Source organism: Streptomyces sp. AK010 (assembly GCF_014207295.1).
Taxonomy (GTDB): domain Bacteria; phylum Actinomycetota; class Actinomycetes; order Streptomycetales; family Streptomycetaceae; genus Streptomyces; species Streptomyces massasporeus.
The window spans coordinates 261792-280431 of sequence record NZ_JACHCX010000008.1 but is presented as its reverse complement, the minus strand read 5'-3'; the positions used below and the strand labels follow the sequence as shown (position 1 = coordinate 280431).

The window sequence follows — 18640 nt, the reverse complement described above, 5'->3', positions numbered from 1 at the left end:
GGCACCGCCCCGCCGTGTCGATCCCCCCTGGAGCTCCCGTGCACCGCACCCGCAAGGCCGCACCCGCAGTCCGCACCGCGCGGCTCGCCTCCTGCGCCCTGCTGGCCACGGCCGCCGCCCTGACCGGCTGCGAACGCGGTTCCTCCGGCGGCGCGGACGAGACCGCGACGGGCCCGAGCGGCTGCCCCGCCGTCCACACCCGGGCCCGGGAAGCCGTAGCCCGGGCGGAGCAGACCGACATCCCCTGGGGAGGGCCGACCGGCGGCCCCGAGGCGGTGTCCGGCAAGACCCTCGTCTTCGTCGCCCAGACCATGACCAACCCCGGTGTCGCGGGCGCCGCGAACGGGGTGCGGGACGCCGCGCGGACCATCGGCTGGGACGTGCGGGTGATCGACGGCGGCGGCACCCCGGCCGGCATCCAGGCGGCCATGAGTGAAGCCGTCGCGCTGCGGCCCTCGGGGATCGTCATCGGCGGGTTCGACCCCGACTCGACGGCCCAGCAGGCCTCCCGGGCGGGCGCGCAGGGCATCGAGCTCATCGGCTGGCACGCGGTCCCCGAGCCCGGCCCCAGCCGGCAGCCCGACCTCTTCACCAACGTCACCACCCGCGTCCAGGACGTGGCCCGCATCAGCGCGCAGTGGATCATCTCCGACTCGGGCGGCCGCGCCGGGGTCGTGCTCATCACCGACGCGTCGATCCCCTTCGCGCGCAACAAGTCCGACCTGATCCGCAAGGAGCTGGCGAGCTGTCAGGGCGTGCGGCTGCTCTCGGTGGAGAACATCCCGATCCCCGACGCCAGCAGCCGCACCCCCCGGGAGATCTCCTCCCTGCTCTCCCGCTTCCAGGACCGCTGGACCCACTCCGTGGCCATCAACGACCTGTACTTCGCCGACGCCGCACCCGCCTTCCGCGCCGCCGGCGAGGAGGGCTCCGGGCCGCCCTACAACATCGGGGCCGGCGACGGAGACCCGTCCGCCTTCCAACGCGTCAACAACGAGCAGTACCAGGCCGCGACCGTGCCCGAGCCGCTGTCCCTCCAGGGCTGGCAGATCGTCGACGAGTTCAACCGCGCCTTCTCCGGCCGGCCCGACAGCGGATACGTGGCCCCCGTGCACATCGCCACGGCCCGCAACAGCGAAGGCGCCTCGACCTGGGATCCGTCGGGCTACCGGGAGGCCTACCGGAAGATCTGGGGAAAATGACGGCCGGTCAGGTTCCGGTCTCTTCACGGAACATGCACGGAACCTCGGAATCCCTTTAGGTTTCAAGCGCTACTGTCGCGTCAGTCGAGTGGCCGCCGGGGGCCGATCCGAGCGGGGCCCGGTCCGCGGCGGCCCTCGCTTCCCCCACCAGGCGCAGGAGGCTGGGTGTGTACGACGGCGACGTAGTGGTGATCGGCGGCGGGTACGCCGGTGTCCGGCTGTCCAGACGGCTCGACGACACGGCCCGGGTCACGCTGGTGGACCGCAAAGAGGTCTTCTTCCACCGCATCGCCTCCCTGCGTGCCGGAGTGCACCCCGGGTGGACGCACACCCCCTTCATCCCCTACGACCGGCTGCTGCGTCACGGCCGGGTCGCCACCGGCAAGGTCGTGCGCCTCGACACCACCGAGCGGCAGGTCGTCCTCGCCACCGGCGAGCGACTGCCCTACGACGTGGTCGTGATCGCCACCGGCGCCGACTACCCCGAACCCGCCCGCTTCACCGGCACCACCACCGAGGAAGCGGCCAAGTCGTTCGCCGAGCACCAGCGCAACATCGCCACCGCCGAGCACGTCCTGGTCGTCGGCGGCGGCCCCGGCGGCGTCGAACTCAGCGCCGAGATCCGCCTCGCCCGCCCGGACGCCCGGGTCACGCTCGCCCACTCCGGGCCCGCGCTGCTCGACTCCACGGGCAGCGCCCGCCCCGGGCAAAAGGCCCTGGCCTGGCTGGAGTCCCACGACATCGACGTACGGCTCGACGCCTTCATGTCGCCCGGCAACGACTTCGGCACCTACCGCGACGCCCGCGGCACGATCGTCGAGGCCGACCTGTCCTTCTGGGCGACGGGCACCACCCCCAACACCCTCTGGCTGCGCCTGGCCGGACACGGCGACTGGCTCGACGGAGCCGGGCACGTGAAGGTCGACCGGACACTCCGGGTCGAGGGCAGGCCGGAGGTGTTCGCCGTCGGCGACGTGAACGACGTCAGCGAACTCAAGATCACCCCCGCCGCCCTCGCCCAGGCCGACATCGCCGCCCACAACATCCGCGCCCACCTGCACAGTTCCGGCAAACACCGCAGGGAACCGCGCTTCTACCGGCCGGCCCAGCGCACCCCGCTGATCGTGCCGTTCGGCCCCGCCGACGGACTGACCGTGCTGCCCGTCCCGGGCGGCGAGTTCGCGGTCCTCGGCAGCCGCACCACCACCATGGCCAAGGCGAAGAGCCTCATGACGCCCTATATGCGCCGTCAACTCGGTTACACGGCGGCCTGACCCGCACTCTGACCCCTCCTCACCACCCACCCCCGTCGTCACCCGCGAGTTCAGCCTGGGGTAGGGTCCCCACCGTTTCCGGCTACCGGCTGATGGTGGGCCGGTACAGGGCGTGTCGGAGGGTGGCAAGACGATGGAATCGCAGCGGGGCGACGGCGGACCCGTGGACCTGGACGACACGAGTCTGGAGGTACTCGCTCCCGAACCGCTGCTGACCAGGGACTACGAGACGCGTCCCGCGCTCGTGTACGAGCGGCTGCGGCAGCAGCACGGCCCGGTCGCACCCGTCGATCTGCTGGGGATGCCGGCCTGGCTGGTCCTCGGCTACCGCGAGTCGCTCCAGGTGCTCCAGGACGACGACGGCTGGCCCAAGGGCCTGGAGAACTGGCGGGCCCGCTCCGAGGGCAGGGTGCCGGCCGACTGGCCGCTCGGCCCTTCCCTGGAGGTCAACCACATCCTGATCCAGGGCGGCGCCGGCTACCGGCCGCTGCGCACCGCCTGGGACGTCGCCCTCAAGCCCTTCCAGGACCCCCGCCACCCCCAGGCCAGGCGCCTGAAGGCCGCCGTCACCGCCTACGCCGACGAACTGATCACCCTGGTCGGCCAAGGCGGCAAGACCGGCGTGGCCGACCTGTCCGCGCAGTTCTCCCGGCCGCTGCCGCTGATGGTGGCCAGCCACCTGCTGGGCTTCCCCGGCTCCCAGGGCGACGACGCGCTGATGGACATGTGGCGCGTGCTCGACGCGGGCCCGGACGCCGAGGCGGCCCTGGAGCGTCTGCTGGCGACGCTGGCCGAACTGGCCGCGCTGAAGCTGGAGAAGCCGGGCGACGACTTCCCCTCCTACCTGCTGGCCGCCCACCCGGACCTGTCGCTCGACCACCTCGCCCGCGAGCTGTTCATGCTGCTCGGCATGACCTCCGACCACGTCGGCATCCTCATCTCCAACACCGTCGTGGAGGTCATCTCGGGTGAGGGCAGCGTGCGCGCCAGTCTGTCCGCCGGGATGGTCCGGGAGACCATGAACCGGGTGGTCATGCGCAAGCCGCCCCTGGTCAACTTCGTCCCGCGGTTCGCGGCCCGGGACACCCCGCTCGGCAACTACACCATCCGGGCGGGCGACCCGGTGTGGGTCTCCCCGGGCGCCGCCCACGCCGACCCGCTCTTCGCCGACCACGTCGCGTCGGGCACCACCATCAGCACCCGGGCCCACCTGTCCTGGGGGGCAGGACCGCGCCAGTGCCCGGCCCGCGAGCTCGCCTCGGCGGTCGCGGCGGCCGGCGTGGGGCGCCTCTTCGAGCGGTTCGACCACCTCGACCTGGCCCTGCCTGCCGACCAACTGCCCTGGCGCTCCTCGCCGTTCATGCGCGGTCTGCGCTCCCTGCCCGTGCACTACGAACTGGCCTCCGCGCCGCCGCCGCGGCCCTGGGCGGAGGAACCCGCCGCAGGGGTGGCCGAGGAGGTCCTGCCGGACCCGTCCGCCCGGCAGCGCTCCTCGCTGTGGCGCTATCTGACGGGCCTCATCCGCGGCGGCCGCTGACCAGGGGGGCCGAACCGAACGCCCACCCGGCCCCGGCGTTCGTCACGGTTCCGGGATGACGCCTTCACGCCGGACGCGTGACAAACGGTGCTGGTGGGCGGCGCCTCCGCTCTGAGATGCTCGTATCAGATCTCGGGACAGGGCGCGAGGGCCCGCGGGGGACGGGCAGGTACACCTCGATGACCTGCCCGGCCGTTCTTCTGTCGGGGCGCGGAACGGGATCTCGGAACGGGACGGGGGAGCGGGCGACAGCCAGGCGGGCAGCGGGCGGGAAACAGGGGGGAAGCAAAAACAGGGGGGAAGCGGGCGGGAGCAGGGGCGTGGAGCTCACACCCAACCCGACTCCGTGGCGATCCTGATCGCGTCGATCCGGTTGCGGCCGCCCGTCTTCCGGGTGATCGCCGACAGATGGTTGCGGACCGTCGCCGCGGACAGGCACAGCCGCTCGGCGATCTCCCGGGTGGGCGTACCGTCGGCGGCCAGGGGCAGCACCTCGACCTCGCGCGGGGTCAGCGGGTTCGCTCCCGCGTCCAGCGCGGCCAGCGCGAACTCGGGGTCGACGAACCGCTGCCCCCTCACCAGCTTGCGGACACCGTGGACCAGCCGGTCCGGCGGGGCGCTCGTGCTGATGACACCAGCGGCGTGCAGATCGAGCATGCGGCGCAGCCGCTCGGGTGTCGTCGAGGCCATCATCAGCAGCATCCGGCACTCCGGCAGCCGCGCGCCGCTCGCCCCGGACGGCGATCTCCTCGCCCTCCCCGGAGTCCACGCCGATCACCGCCACGTCCGGCCGCTACACCAGGGCACGCGCGAGGACGTCCCCGTTGCCGTCGGCCTCGGCGACGACCTCGATGTCGTCCTCCCACGACAGCGAAGCGGCGAACGCTCCCCGCACGAGACGGGTCTGCTCGACGAGAAGAACACGGATCACTGTCCCTCCCACTGCGCCGTACGCGGGCCGCTGGGCCGCCTTGAGCGGATTATCGCCGCACTTCGCTGATATCTCAGTCCGAGTGGTGGGGCGTGGGGCCCGGGCGTACCGTCGAACGGTGGACACCGCAGGCAGCGGCCCGCAGCCGGCTTCACCACAGGCGACCACCACCAGGGAATCCGGTGGTGGCGGAAACGCGATGGCGCTGCTGGTCATCGCCTCCTGCCAGTTGATGGTGGTCCTCGACATCACCATCGTGAACATCGCGCTGCCGCACATCCAGAGTTCCCTGGAGTTCTCCACCACGAGCCTGTCCTGGGTGGTGAACGCCTACACCCTCACCTTCGGCGGCCTGCTGCTGCTCGGCGGCCGCGCCGGAGACATCCTGGGCCGGCGGCGCGTCTTCGTCTTCGGCGTGCTGCTCTTCGTGCTCGCGTCCCTGCTCGGCGGATTCGCGCAGAACGCCGGCCAACTCCTCGGCGCCCGCGCGCTGCAGGGCGTCGGCGGCGCCATCGCGTCCCCGACCTCCCTCGCCCTGATCAGCACCACCTTCCGCGAGGGACCGGAACGCAACCGCGCCTTCGGGGTCTTCGCCGCGGTCTCGGCCGGTGGCGGCGCGATCGGTCTGCTCGCCGGCGGCATGCTGGTGGAGTGGCTGAACTGGCGGTGGGTGCTGTTCGTCAACGTGCCCATCGGCCTGCTCATCGTGCTCGCCACCCCGCGCTACATCAGGGAGTCCGAACGCCACCCCGGGCGCTTCGACATCACCGGCGCACTGACCTCCACCGCGGGCATGGTGCTGCTCGTCTACGGCTTCATCAGAGCCGCGCAGGACGGCTGGCGGGACCCCCTGACCCTCGCCTCGTTCGCCGGAGCGGTCATCGTCCTGGCGGCCTTCATCCTGGTCGAGCGGCGTTCGAAACAACCCATCACGCCGCTGCACATGTTCGCCGACCGCAACCGCGCGGGCACTTACGGCATCATGCTGTGCCTGGCCGCCGCCATCTTCGGCATGTTCTTCTTCCTCACGCTCTTCGTGCAGAACGTGCTGGGGTTCAGCCCGCTCGCGGCCGGACTGGCCTTCCTGCCGGTCAGCGCGGTCATCGCCATCGGCGCCGGACTGGCCTCGCGGTTCCTGCCCGTCTACGGACCCAAGCCGTTCATGGTGGTCGGCGCGATCCTGGCGGCGGCGGGTCTGGCCTGGCTGACCCTGACCGACGTTCACTCCACGTACGCGGGCAGCGTCCTCGGCCCGATGCTCGTCTTCAGCCTGGGCATGGGCATGGAGTTCGTGTCGCTGACGCTCATGGCGCTGTCCAACGTGCCCACGCGGGAGACGGGCGCGGCCTCGGGACTCCTCAACGCCACCCAGCAGGTGGGCGGCTCCCTCGGCCTGTCCATCCTGGTCACGATGTACGGCACGGCCAGCGCCAACGAAGCGGACAAGCAGGTCCCGGACTTCCTCCGGCAGGCGACCCCGGCCGAACGCATCCGGTTCGAACGCACCGGGCAACCGCCCAAGCCCTGGTCCGACGAGATCCTCACCGCCGGAGTGTCGGCCGCCTTCGTCATGGCGGCGATCTTCACCGCGGTCGCCGCGCTGATCGCCCTGTTCGTCATCCAGGTCCGCCCCTCCGACCTGGAACGCCTCAAGGGAGGAGCGAGCCCCGGCCCGATGTGAGGCCCGCCCCAACCCCTCGGACCCGCTAGTGCCGCGGCAGGCAACGTTCGCCCCGTCGCGACGCCCGGCACGCACTCTCGCCGCACCGGGCACAAACCCAAGTACATCCAGTACGAGGGCATGCACCCGGCACGCCGAGAGCACGCACCGGACGCCGCTCCTTGACGGGCAAACGTTGCCTGCCGCGGCACTAGGACCCGATCCGCGCCGCGATGACCGGTGCCGGCCGGTCGGCGATGACCCGGTGCCCACGGTCGTTGGGGTGCACCGAGTCCGTCAGATCGCCCGACTCCAGCCAGCCGGTCGTGTCCACGAAGGAGACGCGCGCGTCACCCCCGGTGACAGCGGCCTTCACCGCGGCCTCGGTCCGCGGGACGAACCGCCCGCGGAACGTCTCCAAGGCGAAGATCCACGCCCGCGGATCAAGTGGTCTGTCGGAAAGGGAAGTTGAGAGGTTCTCGGCCGGCCGTCACCGGCGCGGCCGGGGGAACGTCTCCAGGGCCTCGGCCAGGCCCGCCGCGTCCGTGCCGACCTTGCGGTACACGGACGAGAGCAGCTGCCGCACACCCTGCTCGGTGAGGTGCAGTGCCTTGGCGACGACCGCCGCGGCCTGGCCCCGGGCCGTCATCTCGGCGGCCTTGCGCTCCTGCGCGGTGAGGGTGTCCGTCTGCGGGTACCGCAGGGGCAGCGGCCGCAGCCCGGCCGAGGACAGCTCCTGCCTCGCCCGGGCGGCCAGGCCCTCGGCGCGCCGCAGTGCACGGCTCCTTCCGGGCCTGGTAGAGCCGGTCGGCGGCGTCGTGCAGCCGCCCGGCGCGGGCCACCGCGGCGCCGTGGCCCACCAGGGCACGGGCCAGTTCGTACGCGGCGGGCGACCCCTGGAGGTGGTCGACGGCCTGCGCGTGCAGATCGAGGCCCGCCTCGCCGCCCGTCACCTCCGCCTGGGCGTGCATGGCCTGGCCGATCGCCGATGCGGCGCCGGAGGTGCCGTCGCGGATCTCGGTGACGGCCTTGTGGAACTCCTCCTCGTCACCCACTCCGTGCGAGCTCCGAGGAGTAGGAGAGGGCGGGCTTGAGCCACATCGGGAAGGTCACGTCCTGCGGCGGGCACGGCGGCTCGGCCGACAGGTCGACCTGGCCGAAGGGCGGTTGCCGGTCGGTGGCCTTCTGCTGCCCCAGCCGGCTCCAGTACGTGTGCTCGCACTTGACGACCGACTCCAGGCTGGTGCTGCGGGCGCCGTAGCGTTCGCTCAGCATCGGGACGAGGGTGCTGACCGGGAAGTCCCAGTAGCCGACGATCGCGTCGATGCTCCCGTCGAACGCGTCGAGCACGCCCTGGTCGTGTCGAGCAGCGTGGGCAGGTCCACTTCGCCGACCTGGAGCTCCTACCCCTGCCACCTGCGGCATGCCGCTCCGGACACCGCGCCCGTACCAAACGGCTGGGAACATGCCCGCCCTGAGCCGGACACGGTCGGCACGCTGTGCCGGCTCACACCCCGGCCGGCAAGCCCTGTTCCGCCCAGATGGTCTTGCCCGTCGCCGTCTGGCGGCTGCCCCATCGTTCAGCGAGCTGGGCGACGAGCAGCAGTCCCCGGCCGCCCTCGTCGAAGATCCGGGCCCGGCGCAGATGCGGGGCGCTGCTGCTGCCGTCGGACACCTCGCAGATGAGGGTCGAGTCGCGGATCAGCCGCAGCTCGATGGGGGCGCCGCCGTACCGCAGCGCGTTGGTGACCAGTTCGCTGACGATCAGTTCGGTGGCGAACTGCGCCTCCGCCAGGCCCCATTCGGCCAGCTGCTCGCCCGCCATCTTGCGGGCCCGGGCCACGGCCGCGGGGTCCGGGGGCAGCTGCCAGGTGCGGACCTTCCCGGCGTCGAGCACGGCCGTCCGCGCCAGCATCAGCACGACGTCGTCATCGGCGGGCCGGCCGGTCAGCAGCGCGCTCAGCACCTGCTCGCAGGTCTCCTCGAGCTCCACCGCGGGGCCACCCAGTGCCTGGCGCAGCAGGGAGATCCCGATCTCGATGTCGTGGCCGGGCGCCTCGATCAGACCGTCGGTGTAGAGGGCGAGAAGGCTGTTCTCCTCCAGCTGCACCTCGGCGGCCTCGAACGGCAGGCCGCCCAGGCCCAGCGGCGGCCCGGCCGGCAGGTCCATGAACCGGACGCTGCCGTCGGGCGTGACCAGCGCGGGCGGCGGATGCCCGGCGCGGGCCAGGGTGCAGCGGCGGGACACCGGGTCGTACACGGCGTACAGGCAGGTGGCGCCGACCTGCCCCGACGCCTCCTTTGCCCCGCGCACCTCCGGGCCCTCCTCCCGGTCGAGCCGGATGACCAGGTCGTCCAGCTGGGTGAGCAGCTCGTCGGGGGCGAGATCGACATCGGCGAGCGTGCGCACGGCGGTCCGTAGCCGGCCCATCGTGGCCGACGCCTGGATGCCGTGGCCCACCACGTCCCCCACGACCAGGGCCACGCGCGCGCCGGACAGCGGGATGACGTCGAACCAGTCACCGCCGATGTCCGCACCGGCCCCGGTGGGCAGATAGCGGTAGGCGATGTCCATCGCCGCCAGCTCCGGAAGCCGCTCGGGCAGCAGGCTGCGCTGAAGCGCCAGGGCCGTGCGGCGCTCCCGGGTGAAGCGGCGGGCGTTGTCCACACTGACCGCGGCCCTGGCGACGATGTCCTCCGCGAGCAGCAGGTCGTCCTCGCTGAACGGATCCGGGGTGCGGTGGCGCAGGAAGTGCACCAGGCCCAGGGTCACGCCGCGGGCGCGCAGCGGCACCATCATCACCGAGTGGATCATGTACCTGGTCACGGTCCGGGCGCGGTCGGGGGAGGCCCTGAGCCACCCCAGCATCTCGGGATCCCCCGGCCGGTGCCGGGCGCCCCGCTCGGCGGCCAGGATTCGCAGCGGCAACGTCCCCACCGGGTAAGCGATCGTGTCGCCCGTGGCCACCACCGACTCCGGGCAGCCCTCCAGCACCGATCGCTGTGCCGTGCGCCGCACGGTGGCCGGCGTGCGCGTCGGCAGCGGTCCCGGCTCGTCTCCCCGGGCGACGGACTCCAGCAGATCCACGGTGACGAAGTCCGCGAACCCCCCGGCCACGGCCACCTCCGCCATCTCCTCGGCCGTCCGGGTCACGTCCAGGGTGCTCCCGATGCGCAGACCGGCCTCGTTGAGCACCGCCAGCCGGCGCCGGGCCCAGGACTGCTCGGTCGTGTCGAACACGGTCGCCGACATGCCCTGGACCACACCCGCCTCGTCCTTCAGCGGCGACAAGAACATGGACCAGGCGTGCGGCCGGATCTCGCCCGGGGCCTTGCCGTGCTCCTCGTGGAAGATCATCTCGCCGGTGCGCAGGACCTCCCGCTGGAGGCGGTCGTAGGTGTCGAAGGGCGGGTTCGGCTCGATCTCCCACAGGGTCAGGCCCTTCATCTCCTCCTCGGACCTGCCCATCACCTCGGTCATGGTCTCGTTGGCGCCCACCAGCCGGGCGTCCCGGTCGTAGACCGCCACCGGTACGGGGAGCTGGGCGAGGGTGAGGTCCCACAGGGGCGGGGCCCCGTGCTCGCCCCGCGCGCCCGGGTACGCCGGCACGGTGCCGGTCACGAGCCAGAGACGGCCGCCTTCGGCGTCCAGCAGCGGCGTCCCCTGCAGCCGGACCACGACCCGGTTGCCGTCGCGGTGCCGCAGCGCCACCTCACCGGCCCACCGCCGGCCCTCGGCCGTGTGCCGCCGCGCGGACTCCGGGAGACGGGCGGCGAGCAGGTCGCCGACGGGCCTGCCCACGAGCTCGGCGGGTTCGTAGCCGAGCAGTCGGCGGGCCCCGTCGCTCCACACCGTGATCGCTCCACCGGCGTCGACGACGAACGCCAAGTCCTCCGGTACGCGTTCCTGCACGGTGCCTCCGGATGTGCCGCCGCTGCCTGCTCACGAGTCCTTGCACCCGATTGTCCCGCTACCGGCCCGATGGGGCTCGTCTGCCGCGAAGCACCTCGGTGACCAGCCCGAACGCTCAGATGGCCGCGCGGATCGCCTGCTCGAACCCCTCGACGTGGCCTCGGGCGAGCCGCGCCGCCCGCTCCGGCTCACCCGCGACGATCGCCTCGATCAGCGGCCCGTGCTCCTCGACGTGTCCCGCCATGTCGGACAGGCGGTCGAGGAACAGGCACCAGATGCGGGTGGCGAGGTTGTCGTGGCGGACCAGGGTGTCCTCCAGGTACGGGTTGTGCGCGGCGGCGTAGACCGCGCGGTGGACCTGGAGATCCAGGCGCATCAGCTCGCCGGCGTCCTGCCGGGCGGAATCCGCGCGCTCCAGCTCCTGCCGCAGGGCCGTCAGGACCGTCCGGTCCGCCGCCGTGGCACGCCGCGCGGCCTGGGCGGCGGCCAGGGGTTCGAGTTCCTGGCGCACCTCGGAGATATGGGCGAGGTCGGTGATGTTGACCTCGGTGGCGAAGGTGCCGCGCCGGGGGTAGGTCGTGATCAGGCGCTCGTACTGGAGCCGCTTCAGCGCCTCGCGGACCGGGGTCCGCCCGACGCCGAGGGACTGCGCGAGCTGCTCCTCGTGGATCGGGGCGCCCGGGCGGATCTCGAGCATGACGAGCCGGTCGCGGATGGCGCGGTAGGCGCGCTCGGCGAGGGACAGCTCCTCGCCGCCGGGCTCTGGGCTCCGGGAATCCCCGTTCATGGGCTCGGTCGCCAGCTGCTGCATGAATGCCCCCTTGACCTGTCCGGCGAGCTCCCATACCGTACCGCACAGTCTGATATATCAGTTGCGCATTAGTTGGCTCCCAGGATGGTGCACCCATGGCAACCAGCCCGTCGACCAGCACACTCGCGTCCCCCCTCGCCCTCCCGCTCAGCGAACTGGACCCGGACGTCGCCACCGCCGTACGGGCCGAGCTGCACCGCCAGCAGTCGACGCTGGAGATGATCGCCTCGGAGAACTTCGCCCCGGCCGCCGTGCTGGAGGCCCAGGGCTCGGTCCTCACCAACAAGTACGCCGAGGGCTACCCGGGCCGCCGCTACTACGGCGGCTGCGAACACGTCGACGTCGTCGAGCGGCTGGCCGTCGACCGCGTGAAGGAGCTGTTCGGCGCCGAGGCCGCGAACGTCCAGCCGCACTCGGGGGCGCAGGCCAACGCCGCCGCGATGTTCGCCCTGCTCCAGCCGGGCGACACGATCCTCGGCCTCGACCTGGCGCACGGCGGTCACCTGACCCACGGCATGCGGATCAACTACTCCGGCAAGCTGTACGACGTCGTGCCCTACCACGTGCGCGAGTCCGACCTGCGCGTCGACATGGAGGAGGTCGAGCGGCTCGCCCTCACCCACCGGCCGAAGATGATCGTCGCCGGGTGGTCGGCCTACCCGCGACAGCTGGACTTCGCCGCGTTCCGGCGGATCGCCGACGTGGTGGGCGCGTACCTCATGGTGGACATGGCGCACTTCGCCGGTCTGGTCGCCGCGGGCCTCCATCCGAACCCGGTGCCGTATGCCGACGTCGTCACGACCACCACCCACAAGACCCTCGGCGGCCCGCGCGGCGGCGTCATCCTCAGCCGGACAGGCCTCGCCAAAAAGATCGACTCGGCGGTCTTCCCGGGCCAGCAGGGCGGGCCGCTCCAGCACGTGATCGCGGCGAAGGCGGTGGCGTTCAAAGTGGCGGCGGGGGAGGAGTTCAGGGAACGCCAGCAGCGCACCCTGCACGGCGCCCGCATCCTCGCCGGACGACTGCTGGCCGACGACGTCGCCGAGGCCGGCATCACCGTCCTGACCGGCGGCACCGAGGTCCACCTGGTCCTCGTCGACCTGCGCCACTCGGCGCTCGACGGACAGCAGGCCGAGGACCGGCTGCACCGCATCGGCATCACCGTCAACCGCAACGCCGTGCCGTTCGACCCACGCCCCCCGATGGTGTCGTCGGGCCTGCGCATCGGCACCCCGGCCCTGGCCACCCGCGGCTTCGGCGCGACGCAGTTCCGGGAGGTCGCCGACATCATCGCCGAGGCCCTGAAGGGCGTACAGCCGGACGACGCACTGCGCGAGCGGGTCGGCAGGCTCGCCGCCGCCTTCCCCCTCTACCTGGACGGAGCCCCGGCATGACCGCCCGACCGCTCCCGGAGCACCCGGACTTCCTCTGGCGCAACCCCGAACCGCGCTCCTCCTACGACGTCGTCATCGTCGGCGCGGGCGGCCACGGCCTGGCCACCGCCTACTACCTCGCCAAGAACCACGGCATCACCAAGGTCGCCGTCCTGGAGAAGGGCTGGCTGGCCGGCGGCAACATGGCCCGCAACACCACGATCATCCGCTCCAACTACCTCTGGGACGAGAGCGCCGCGATCTACGAGCACGCGCTCAAGCTGTGGGAGCGGCTCCCCGAGGAACTGGACTACGACTTCCTGTTCAGCCAGCGCGGCGTCCTCAACCTCGCCCACACCCTCCAGGACGTCCGCGAGGGCATGCGCCGGGCCAACGCCAACCGCCTCAACGGCGTCGACGCCGAGTGGCTCGACCCCGACCAGGTCGCCAAGGTCTGCCCCATCCTCAACGTGTCGCCCCGCACCCGCTATCCGGTCCTCGGCGCCACCTTCCAGCCCCGGGCCGGCATCGCCAAGCACGACCACGTCGCCTGGGCGCTGGCCCGCCGCGCCGACGAGCTGGGCGTGGACCTGATCCAGGGCTGCGAGGTCACCGGCTTCCTCAAGGACGGCGACCGGGTCGTGGGCGTCGACACCAACCGGGGCCGCATCCACGCGGGCCGGGTCGGCCTCGCCGCCGCCGGGCACAGCAGCGTGCTGGCCGAACGGGCGGGCGTACGGCTGCCGGTGCAGTCGCATCCGCTCCAGGCGCTGGTCTCGGAGCTGCACGAGCCGGTTCACCCGACGGTCGTCATGTCGAACCACGTGCACGTCTACGTGTCCCAGGCCCACAAGGGCGAGCTGGTGATGGGCGCGGGCGTCGACTCCTACAACGGCTACGGCCAGCGCGGCTCCTTCCACGTCATCGAGCGGCAGATGGCCGCCGCCGTCGAACTGTTCCCCGTCTTCGCCCGGGCGCACGTGCTGCGCACCTGGGGCGGCATCGTCGACGTCACCCCCGACGCCTCACCGATCATCGGCCGCACTCCCGTGGAAGGTCTGTACGTCAACTGCGGCTGGGGGACCGGCGGTTTCAAGGCCACCCCGGCCGCCGGCTGTACCTTCGCGCACACCATCGCCACCGGCGAGCCGCATCCGCTGAACGCCCCCTTCGCCCTCGAACGCTTCACCACGGGCGCTCTGATCGACGAACACGGCGCAGCGGCCGTGGCCCACTGAGGAGGACTCCACCGTGCTGCTGATCACCTGCCCGTGGTGCGGGCCGCGGGACGAGACCGAGTACCACTACGGCGGACAGGCCCACGTCCCCCATCCCGAGACCCCGGCCGACCTCTCCGACGAGCAGTGGGCCGCGTACGTCTTCTACCGCGACAACCCCAAGGGCCCCTTCGCCGAACGCTGGATGCACGGCACCGGCTGCCGCCGGTGGTTCAACGTCCTGCGCGACACCGCCACCCACGAGGTGCTGACCACCTACCGGCTCGACGAGCCGCGCCCCGGAGGGACCCGATGACCGACCAGCCCTTCCGGCTCCCGCAGGGGGGCCGCGTCGACCGCGGCACCGTGCTGCGCTTCACCGTCGACGGACGGGAGTCGACCGGCCACCCGGGCGACACCCTCGCCTCCGCGATGCTGGCGAACGGACGCGTCGAGGCCGGCCCGTCGCTCTACCGCGGCCGCCCGCGCGGCATCGTCGCCGCGGGCTTCGAGGAGCCCAACGCCCTGGTACAGCTGGACGGCCCCTGTGCGGAGGGCATGCTCCCGGCCACGACCGTCGAGCTGTACGACGGCCTGTCCGCCACGACCCTCTCCGGGATGGGCCGGCTCGACCCGGCACCCGACCCCGCGGTGTACGACAAGAAGTACGTCCACACCGACGTCCTGGTCGTCGGCGCGGGACCGGCGGGGCTCGCGGCCGCCGCGGCCGCCGCCGGTTCCGGCGCGCGGGTGATCCTCGTCGACGACCGGCCCGAGCCCGGTGGTCCGCTGTACTCGGACACCGCGTGGGTCGCCGCCGTCCGGGCGGCCCTCGACGCCGCTCCCGAGGTCGTCGTCCTGCCCCGCACCACGGCCTTCGGCTCCTACGACGACAACTACGTGCTCGCCCTCCAGCGCCGCACCGACCACCTGGGGACCGCCGCCCCCGAGGGGGTCTCACGCCAGCGGCTCTGGCACATCCGGGCCCGTCAGGTGGTGCTGGCGACCGGTGCGCACGAGCGACCTCTGGTCTTCGCCGGCAACGACCGGCCCGGGGTGATGCTCTCCTCGGCCGTGCGGACGTACCTGGGCCGGTACGCCGTGGCGCCGGGTTCGCGGGCCGTGGTGAGCACGACCAACGACAGCGCCTACGACACGGTCGCCGATCTGCACGCGGCCGGGATCGACATCGCGGCCGTCGTGGACGCGCGGCCCGAACCGACCCGGCGGGCGGCCGAGGTGGCCGGGGCCACCGGTGTGCGGCTGCTGACCGGCAGCGCGGTGATCGACACCGAGGGCGGCCACCGGCTCACCGGTGTCACCGTGCGGGCCCTCGAAGCCGACGGCCGGCTCACCGGCGCACCGGAGCGGTTCGACTGCGACCTGCTCGCCGTCTCGGGCGGATGGAGTCCGGTGGTGCATCTGCACAGCCAGCGGCAGGGCCGGCTGCGCTGGGACGAGACGCTGGTGGCCTTCGTGCCCGACGGCGCCGTGCGCGGCCAGCAGGTCGTCGGTGCGGCGCGCGGGACGTACGACCCAGACGGCTGCCGTGCCGAGGGGGCCCGGGCGGGTGCGGTGGCCGCGACGGAGGCCGGCTTCCCGGTCGCCGTACCGCCCGAGCGCGCGCCGCTCCCCGCCGGCCCGACCCGCGCGCTGTGGCTGGTCCCCGGCCCCGACGGCGAACCCGGCACCTGGGACCGTCACTTCGTCGACCTCCAGCGGGACGTCACCGTCGCCGACGTCTGGCGCTCCACCGGCGCGGGCATGCGCGGCGTCGAGCACGTCAAGCGCTACACGTCCCTAGGCACGGCGAACGACCAGGGCAAGACGTCCGGGGTCAACGCGATCGGCGTCATCGCCGAGGCCCTCGGGGGCTCGATGGGCGAGATCGGCACCACGGCCTACCGGGCCCCCTACACACCGATCGCCTTCGCCGCCCTGGCCGGGCGGGAACGCGGCGACCTCTTCGACCCGGAGCGGACCACGCCCCTGCACGCCTGGCACATGGCGCACGGCGCCGAGTTCGAGGACGTCGGGCAGTGGAAGCGCCCCCGGTACTACCCCCGGCCGGGGGAGGACATGGACGCCGCCGTGGCCCGCGAGTGCCGCGCGGCCCGCGAGGGCGTGGCCGTCATGGATGCCTCCACCCTCGGCAAGATCGAGATCCGGGGCGCGGACGCGGGCGAGTTCCTCAACCGGATCTACACCAACGCCTTCAAGAAGCTGAAGCCCGGCACCGCCCGCTACGGCGTCATGTGCAAGCCCGACGGCATGATCTTCGACGACGGTGTGACCCTGCGCCTCGACGACGACCGCTACTTCATGACCACCACGACGGGTGGTGCCGCCGGCGTCCTGGACTGGCTGGAGGAGTGGCTGCAGACCGAGTGGCCCGAACTCGACGTCCACTGCACGTCGGTGACCGAGCAGTGGTCGACGATCGCCGTCGTCGGCCCGAAGTCCCGGGAGGTCGTGGCCCGGCTCGCGCCCGACGTCGACCTGTCCGCCGAGGCGTTCCCGTTCATGGCCTTCCGTGAGACCACCCTGGCCTGTGGCGTCCCGGCACGCATCTGCCGGATCTCCTTCTCCGGCGAACTGGCCTACGAGATCAACGTCTCGGGGTGGTACGGCCTGGCCGTCTGGGAGCAGGTCCACGACGCCGGGCAGCCGTACGGCATCACCCCGTACGGCACCGAGACCATGCACGTCCTGCGGGCCGAGAAGGGGTACGTCATCGTCGGGCAGGACACCGACGGCACGGTCACCCCGCAGGACGCGGGCATGTCCTGGGTGGTGTCGAAGCACAAGGAGTTCATCGGCAAGCGGTCCTTCTCCCGCGCCGACACCGCCCGCACCGACCGCAAGCACCTGGTCGGCCTGCTTCCGAGCGACCGCACGACCCGGCTCCCCGAAGGGACCCAACTCGTCGCGCCAAACGTCACCTTGGAGACGGTGCCGGTGCCGATGCTCGGGCACGTCACCTCCAGCTATCACAGCCCGGCACTCGGCCGTCCCTTCGCCCTCGCCCTCGTCGCCGGCGGACGGGCGAGGATCGGCGAGACCCTGCTCGCCCCGGTGGGCGAGGACCTGGTGCCCGTCGAGGTGACCGACTGTGTCCTCTACGACCCCGAAGGGACCAAGCGCGATGGCTGAGACAGGCACCGAGACGCTGCGCCGGAGCCCCCTGGCCCATCTGGAGGAGCGGATGCGGGAGGCCGCGGTCACCGGCGCACGCGGCGTCACGCTCACCGAACTGCCGTACCTCACCATGGTCAACCTGCGCGTCGACCCCTCCTCCGAGACGGCCGGCCGGATCGAGACGGCCCTGGGGGCGCCGCTCCCGCGCCGGTGCGGTGACACCGCCGCGTCCGGCCCCCGCACGATCCTCTGGCTGGGCCCCGACGAATGGCTCGTGCTCTCCCCGCCCGAGGAGGCCGTCGCGTCGCGGGAGCCGGAGGGCGTCGCGTTGCGGGAGCCGGAGGCCGTCGCGTTGCGGGACGCGCTGGGGTCGGATCCGGGGTCGGTCGTGGACGTCTCCGCGAACCGCACCACGCTGGAGCTGAGCGGCCCCTGCGCCCGGCAGGTGCTGGAGAAGGGGTGCCCGCTCGACCTGCATCCCCGGGCCTTCGGTCCGGGCCGGGCGATGTCGACCACGGTGGGGCCCGTCTCCGTACTGCTCTGGCAGGTCGACGACGCACCGACGTACCGGCTGCTGCCGCGCTCCTCGTTCGCCGACTACCTGGCGCGCTGGCTCGTCGACGCGATGAGCGAGTTCAGCCGACCGGAGGTGCCGTGATGGAACCGGCCGAGCACATCCTCACCCTCGACTGCCCCGAATCGCCCGGCATCGTCGCCGCCGTCTCCCGTTTCCTGCTCGACCACGGCAGCGACATCATCGACAACCACCAGTTCGGTGACCGCCGGGACGGCCACTTCTTCATGCGGGTGCGCTTCGCGGCACCCGGCGGCGAGGACACCACAGAGCTCCTGCGCCGTGAATTCACCGGCGTGGCCGCGCCGTTCGCCATGCGCTGGCACCTCGAACCGGTCGGCACCCGCCGCCGCGTACTGATCATGGTGTCCCGCTACGACCACTGCCTCAACGACCTGCTCTTCCGCACCCGCAGCGGGGATCTGCCCATCGACGTGGTCGCGGTGGTCTCCAACCACCGCGACCACGAGGCGCTGGTCACCTGGCACGGCATCCCGTTCTTCCACGTGCCCGTCACCGCCGCGACCAAGCCGGAGGCCGAGGCCCGGCTCCTCGGCATCGTCGACTCGTTCGACGTCGAACTGGTCGTCCTGGCGCGCTACATGCAGGTGCTCTCCGACGACCTGTGCACCCGGCTGCCCGGCCGGATGATCAACATCCACCACTCGTTCCTGCCGAGCTTCAAGGGCGCCAAGCCCTACCACCAGGCTCACGAACGCGGCGTCAAACTCGTCGGCGCGACCGCCCACTACGTCACGGCGGACCTCGACGAAGGCCCGATCATCGCCCAGGAGGTCATCGACGTCGACCACAGCCACACGCCCGAGGACCTCGCCGCCATCGGCCGCGACGCGGAGTCGGCGGCCCTGGCGCGGGCGGTGCGCTGGCACTGCGAGGGCCGGGTGTTCGTCCAGGGCCGCCGCACGGTGATCCTCCGCTGAGGCCGGGGCCGGTCGAGGATCGTTCCGGGCCGGTCGATGTGGATCGTTCCGGGCCGCTCGATACGGATC

16 protein-coding genes and 1 pseudogene are annotated in these 18640 nt (G+C 72.4%); 10 read left to right on the top strand and 7 right to left on the bottom strand.

Going from position 1 to position 18640, the window contains the following annotated elements:
• Positions 1-38 precede the first annotated feature (38 nt).
• The 3 genes from HDC93_RS18320 to HDC93_RS18310 all read left to right on the top strand — a co-directional run bounded on the left by HDC93_RS18320 (position 39) and on the right by HDC93_RS18310 (position 4013).
• Positions 39-1202, top strand: coding sequence for a substrate-binding domain-containing protein (locus HDC93_RS18320; protein WP_185011970.1), 1164 nt, complete (start codon positions 39-41; stop codon positions 1200-1202).
• Positions 1203-1369: 167 nt separating this feature from the next.
• The gene (locus HDC93_RS18315; RefSeq protein ID WP_185011969.1) at positions 1370-2476 is read left to right on the top strand and encodes an FAD-dependent oxidoreductase; all 1107 of its coding nucleotides are present in this window, start codon (positions 1370-1372) and stop codon (positions 2474-2476) included.
• A 133-nt stretch (positions 2477-2609) separates the two neighbouring features.
• On the top strand, positions 2610-4013 hold the full coding sequence (locus HDC93_RS18310) for a cytochrome P450 (protein ID WP_185011968.1): 1404 nt from the start codon (positions 2610-2612) through the stop codon (positions 4011-4013).
• Positions 4014-4340: 327 nt separating this feature from the next.
• Here HDC93_RS18310 and HDC93_RS18305 read toward each other — a convergent pair whose 3' ends face one another.
• Together HDC93_RS18305 and HDC93_RS38490 are read right to left on the bottom strand one after the other, a co-directional pair.
• On the bottom strand, positions 4341-4715 hold the full coding sequence (locus HDC93_RS18305; RefSeq protein WP_260419631.1) for a response regulator transcription factor: 375 nt from the start codon (positions 4713-4715) through the stop codon (positions 4341-4343).
• 91 nt (positions 4716-4806) lie between these two features.
• The gene (locus tag HDC93_RS38490) at positions 4807-4944 is read right to left on the bottom strand and encodes a hypothetical protein (protein ID WP_260419630.1); all 138 of its coding nucleotides are present in this window, start codon (positions 4942-4944) and stop codon (positions 4807-4809) included.
• Positions 4945-5143: 199 nt separating this feature from the next.
• Between HDC93_RS38490 and HDC93_RS18300 the strand changes: the two genes are divergently transcribed.
• On the top strand, positions 5144-6625 hold the full coding sequence (locus HDC93_RS18300; protein WP_185012008.1) for an MFS transporter: 1482 nt from the start codon (positions 5144-5146) through the stop codon (positions 6623-6625).
• A gap of 190 nt (positions 6626-6815) precedes the next feature.
• Here the strand turns inward: HDC93_RS18300 and HDC93_RS18295 are convergent, their stop codons facing one another.
• The 5 genes and pseudogenes from HDC93_RS18295 to HDC93_RS18275 form a co-directional block, all read right to left on the bottom strand.
• Positions 6816-7025, bottom strand: coding sequence for a hypothetical protein (locus HDC93_RS18295; protein ID WP_260419629.1), 210 nt, complete (start codon positions 7023-7025; stop codon positions 6816-6818).
• Between the two features lie 69 nt (positions 7026-7094).
• Positions 7095-7472: a hypothetical protein gene (locus HDC93_RS18290; protein ID WP_260419628.1), complete on the bottom strand. Its 378-nt coding sequence runs from the start codon at positions 7470-7472 to the stop codon at positions 7095-7097.
• Positions 7473-7608: 136 nt separating this feature from the next.
• Positions 7609-8007: pseudogene (locus HDC93_RS18285) on the bottom strand (biotin carboxylase); the annotation flags it as partial.
• 104 nt (positions 8008-8111) lie between these two features.
• Positions 8112-10517 (bottom strand): SpoIIE family protein phosphatase, encoded by a 2406-nt coding sequence (locus HDC93_RS18280; protein ID WP_185011967.1) that lies wholly within the window; start codon positions 10515-10517, stop codon positions 8112-8114.
• A gap of 115 nt (positions 10518-10632) precedes the next feature.
• Entirely contained in the window at positions 10633-11328 is a 696-nt protein-coding gene (locus HDC93_RS18275; RefSeq protein WP_185011966.1) for a GntR family transcriptional regulator, read from the bottom strand.
• Positions 11329-11423: 95 nt separating this feature from the next.
• Here HDC93_RS18275 and glyA point away from each other — a divergent pair, with 95 nt between their 5' ends.
• From glyA to purU, 6 genes are read left to right on the top strand one after another with little or no spacing between them, the layout of a single operon-like run.
• Entirely contained in the window at positions 11424-12722 is a 1299-nt protein-coding gene (gene glyA / locus HDC93_RS18270; RefSeq protein WP_185011965.1) for a serine hydroxymethyltransferase, read from the top strand.
• Positions 12719-13939, top strand: a complete 1221-nt coding sequence (locus tag HDC93_RS18265) for a sarcosine oxidase subunit beta family protein (protein ID WP_185011964.1) — start codon at positions 12719-12721, stop codon at positions 13937-13939. Before glyA ends, HDC93_RS18265 begins: the two co-directional genes overlap by 4 nt.
• 13 nt (positions 13940-13952) lie before the next feature.
• Entirely contained in the window at positions 13953-14234 is a 282-nt protein-coding gene (locus HDC93_RS18260) for a sarcosine oxidase subunit delta (RefSeq protein WP_031102929.1), read from the top strand.
• Positions 14231-17071: a sarcosine oxidase subunit alpha family protein gene (locus HDC93_RS18255; protein ID WP_185011963.1), complete on the top strand. Its 2841-nt coding sequence runs from the start codon at positions 14231-14233 to the stop codon at positions 17069-17071. The genes HDC93_RS18260 and HDC93_RS18255 overlap by 4 nt, the downstream gene beginning before the upstream one ends.
• Entirely contained in the window at positions 17064-17714 is a 651-nt protein-coding gene (locus tag HDC93_RS18250) for a sarcosine oxidase subunit gamma (RefSeq protein ID WP_260419627.1), read from the top strand. Before HDC93_RS18255 ends, HDC93_RS18250 begins: the two co-directional genes overlap by 8 nt.
• Complete coding sequence (purU, locus tag HDC93_RS18245) at positions 17714-18571, top strand: formyltetrahydrofolate deformylase (protein WP_185011962.1); 858 nt, start codon at positions 17714-17716, stop codon at positions 18569-18571. The genes HDC93_RS18250 and purU overlap by 1 nt, the downstream gene beginning before the upstream one ends.
• Positions 18572-18640 lie beyond the last annotated feature (69 nt).